Raw genomic sequence first — 3,692 nt, 5'->3', positions numbered from 1 at the left:
TTCTCTATATCTCCTCCTCAAAAACTATTTCACCATCAAAGTGATCCATAAAAATTGTAAGTTCATCAGTGGTCAGCCAGCTTTTATTATTGCACAGCATCACCCAATCACCATTCCTAAAGGTTATGTCAGTATTGAATCCCCTGTTGATCATCACCTGAAAGGAGCCGCCGCCATACAACTTAGATAATTCCACATATTCCATGCAGCCATCGACAAAACACCGGAACATTATTGACTTCATCATCGATCACGAACCCATTTTATTTCGCCGCGCTCGATCATGCCCATATACTTTTGCATATGAGCATCCGTCAGCATTCCACCCTCGCGGAGGTCGTAATCGAATTTTTTGCTAAACTTATCGTACTGCACGCTCGCTGTGTAGTCGTGATTGACGAAAAAATGCCATAGCCCATCAGGTTTGGGACTGACGCGTACGACGTAGCGCTTCCCCTGATGGTAAAACATTTCAGGTACATCGTGATCGTACCGTAGGATAAGCGCATCGATTACCGCTTCTTTGATGTCATCCGCTAGATGCCCGTAAGCCAATTCCCAATCGCCTTGACTCTTCCGAAATACGTAGAATGTGACCTTGTTCTTGTGATAGACGTAATAATCCCGCATACCGAGCCCCTTGTCTTGGATACTGATCTGGGCAAACATGACCCTACCTCGGCAGTGGATTTCTAGCGGTTTCATGAATCAAAATTACTAATATTATTAGTAAATTATCAATATTAATTTTAATTTTGGTCTATGAAACTAAGTAAAGAATTACCAGCTGGATACGTCGATCACATTCGGAAATCAGCTCTAATGGCAGCAAATGGCGTCGGAATAGAAGCTGGAATGCGGATAGTTGAAGAAGGACTCAAAGAATGGCCGCAGGAATTGGATGCTGCGATAAAGTGGCTGGTAATGGAACGGAAGAAAGCTAAATAGCATCCTGAATATCCGGCCGGTTGGTATCACCCTTGGCACCCGTAACTCGGAACACCTTATGCGCGCCAAGTTCGCCTTCAAACGGGATCATCAGCTGTTGGATATCTTCCTTGGTATTTGCCGAAAGCCATGCTTCTCGACTGGATGGCGGAATGATAAGCGGCATTCGTTTTTTCTCGTTGTGTATTTCTTCCAAAAGAGGATTGGCTTTCGTGGTGATCACTGAGAACGTCGGATACACGTTGTTCGTCTCGTAGTCTTTGAAATCACTGTATACAACGCCAATAGTAAATATTTCCTTAGTAGGGGTGTAGATGTAGTAGTTTTCTGTTTCCTTTTGCCCGGCAACCTTGTGAGGTTCATAAAATCCATTTACGTAGAGCAAGCCGCGATTCTTAAGGATGTAATTTTTATACGATGCCTTTTCAAATATCGATTCAGATTCGGCATTCAATGTGTTGGCGTATTTGGCAGCATCATCTTCGGTCTTCACCCAGAACGGTATCAATTTCCAGCGCGCGGGAACTATGGCACTCGGATCAGCATTTAGCGTCACCGGCAGGTATGGCCGCGTGAACCCTGTGACATGAAATATTTCTTCATGCTGATAGTGAACTTGAAGGTTCTTGAACTCTTTAACCAACTGGGCAGTGCTGGGTGTGGACGTATGATAACACATAATTGTTTATATTTATATTAAAGGTAGTACATTAATGACAAGAGAACAAGTACTTGACTACATTTGTTTAGGGTATAACGTGTTGGAGAACGGGCGTCCTATCTTTGTGGTGGACACGCTGGCTTATCTGCAGGAGCTAGACGAGGAGGAAACAGGTGTATTTGTATTGGAAGACTTACTAACTTGGAACCAAAACGAACTTGATATGATCGACGGACAAAAATATTATGATGAGGCTGGGGAATATGGAATGAAGCTGTTTCTTAGAAACGTTGCCATTCGCACCGGCATATGGGAAGGGTATGAGGATTTTCTTGTCAGGGAGTTCCCGGAGACTGCGGCTAGGGAACTTCAAGAAGCGCGGGACCTAGCCGAGCGTATCGTCAAGATGACCAAGGATCAGTTTCGTGACTGGGTTGCCGCCAATGATGTTAACTTGATTGTATCTGATTTATTTGTTTTGGACGAGGGGAGTATACTGACGGGGTCGGTGGAGACGGCTAAAGCTCTGGATGGAGTCTTGGGGGATGGTCTGGAAGATTTAATCGAATGCCACGTGCCGCCGCAGGATGTTATTACTTTGAGCGACCACGCTTTTTATTGGGTTGATCCGGTGGTGAGGAAGGCTTAGGTTTGGGTTGAGGTACTCTAACTTTGTAATTTTCAATTAATTTTGTAAGCCTGTTTAGATGTCTGTAAATTCTGTCAACCATGACAGTATCACCACAGCTGACAAAATGTGTAATATCTCCTTCTGATACAAATTGAAGGTTTACGATAATTTGAAGCGCATCTTTGTCTTTAGATTCAAGATCCGTACCATCAACTTGATATGCTTCTATGCTATTTATATATCCTTTAAATACGGTCATAATTATTGGGTTTGGTTTGTCTAATATACGAAATTTATAGTAAAACCCTAGATTGTTAGTCTAGGGTTTAATATTGCTACTTACCATTATAGTTCTGGAATTGTTACTGATCCAAGATCCAATGGTGCAAATAAACTAAAACCATATTCAGCCCAATGTAGAGGAACTTTAAATGTACCTTGGTCTATAGACAACAAATACGACATTCCTCTATTCGGATATGCTATGCCTTCAGCTATTGTAAAAATATATTTACCTAAACCATTTTGAAGTGCATAAGATAATTGTTGATTAAGTTCATTCATTGAATGGCCTGGGACTCCTCTTACAATTAAATCTACATTCTTATAACAATTTACAAATCTAGTTACACTGTCTTGAGTGGTGGTCGGCGATTTTATACCAGCTAATTCGACAAGTTCTTGAAACGTTCTTGGCCTATTGAAATCGCCATCAGGTTCGTGGGCAGCAGGGCCTCCAAATCCAACGTATGGATCATTATTTGGTTCGGTAGGCGTAACAGGTGGGATTTGAGATAAACATCTTTTAAATTTTATTCGACCAGTTGGGTTGTCACCATTTGCATAAAAATCTTCCAAATATGCATCTGCACAAGCGTTCACTCTTTGTTCAAACACTATCATTTCCTGTGGTGTTGTCAAATCTGCTCTCTTATTGATTTTTTCCTCTTGTACCTGTTCGATCGGAGCAACCGAATCTCTTTTACACGCTCCAAAGCCTAGCCCTAGCAGCGCAATAAATAATAAATATCTTTTCATTTGGTAATATAATTAAGAAAGATACCGAAAAACCTGATTTTATTTTCTCTTATGCAGGAAAATTACACAAAAGTGTAGGTATTAACACAACAAGCGCCCCGAATACTTTAGTCGGAGCGCTTCTCTTTGTTGTTTGGTAAGGGTCATTAATCCTTCTCCCTTGTTACGATGGACGGAATTTTACCGGGTTTGATATTATCCTTAATGAAGTCGATAACCGACAAATCAATAGCATCATCTTCATAATACATTTTCAATTCCTCAACTTCATTGTCAGGAATCATAAAACCACTTACCTGATCGTCTTCATCTGACATGCTATTCCAAGCAATAACCTCTTTAATTGCTTCTACAAGGCTAAGAGCTAATACTGTATAGCCTTTACCGTTTAACGTCACCTCAAATAGGTGTCTT

The 3,692-nt window shown here is 41.2% G+C and carries 8 protein-coding genes; 3 read left to right on the top strand and 5 right to left on the bottom strand.

Annotation, left to right across the window (positions count from 1 at the left end):
* The coding region (locus tag K7A41_RS00115; protein WP_265712076.1) for a hypothetical protein at positions 1–190 on the top strand (190 nt) is incomplete at its 5' end.
* A 53-nt stretch (positions 191–243) separates the two neighbouring features.
* Here the strand turns inward: K7A41_RS00115 and K7A41_RS00110 are convergent.
* Positions 244–705 carry a hypothetical protein gene (locus tag K7A41_RS00110; protein WP_265712075.1) on the bottom strand — a complete coding sequence of 154 codons (462 nt, stop codon included), beginning with the start codon at positions 703–705 and terminating at the stop codon, positions 244–246.
* A 57-nt stretch (positions 706–762) separates the two neighbouring features.
* Between K7A41_RS00110 and K7A41_RS00105 the strand changes: the two genes are divergently transcribed.
* Complete coding sequence (locus K7A41_RS00105) at positions 763–948, top strand: hypothetical protein (protein ID WP_265712074.1); 186 nt, start codon at positions 763–765, stop codon at positions 946–948.
* Here K7A41_RS00105 and K7A41_RS00100 read toward each other — a convergent pair.
* The gene (locus K7A41_RS00100) at positions 941–1,627 is read right to left on the bottom strand and encodes an SOS response-associated peptidase (protein WP_265712073.1); all 687 of its coding nucleotides are present in this window, start codon (positions 1,625–1,627) and stop codon (positions 941–943) included. The two genes, K7A41_RS00105 and K7A41_RS00100, sit on opposite strands and share 8 nt — an antisense overlap.
* Positions 1,628–1,709: 82 nt before the next feature.
* Between K7A41_RS00100 and K7A41_RS00095 the strand changes: the two genes are divergently transcribed.
* The gene (locus K7A41_RS00095; protein WP_265712072.1) at positions 1,710–2,258 is read left to right on the top strand and encodes a hypothetical protein; all 549 of its coding nucleotides are present in this window, start codon (positions 1,710–1,712) and stop codon (positions 2,256–2,258) included.
* Here the strand turns inward: K7A41_RS00095 and K7A41_RS00090 are convergent.
* The 3 genes from K7A41_RS00090 to K7A41_RS00080 form a co-directional block, all read right to left on the bottom strand.
* Positions 2,203–2,499, bottom strand: a complete 297-nt coding sequence (locus K7A41_RS00090; protein ID WP_265712071.1) for a hypothetical protein — start codon at positions 2,497–2,499, stop codon at positions 2,203–2,205. The genes K7A41_RS00095 and K7A41_RS00090 overlap by 56 nt on opposite strands.
* Before the next feature lie 86 nt (positions 2,500–2,585).
* Positions 2,586–3,278 carry a hypothetical protein gene (locus K7A41_RS00085; RefSeq protein ID WP_265712070.1) on the bottom strand — a complete coding sequence of 231 codons (693 nt, stop codon included), beginning with the start codon at positions 3,276–3,278 and terminating at the stop codon, positions 2,586–2,588.
* 146 nt (positions 3,279–3,424) lie between these two features.
* A partial coding sequence (locus K7A41_RS00080; protein ID WP_265712069.1) for a hypothetical protein occupies positions 3,425–3,692 on the bottom strand: 268 nt, incomplete at its 5' end.

Origin of the sequence: Sphingobacterium sp. InxBP1, assembly GCF_026191775.1 — a bacterium.
GTDB lineage: Bacteria > Bacteroidota > Bacteroidia > Sphingobacteriales > Sphingobacteriaceae > Sphingobacterium > Sphingobacterium thalpophilum.
Note: the sequence above shows the minus strand (reverse complement) of the source record. Positions and strands in the feature narration are given on the sequence as shown.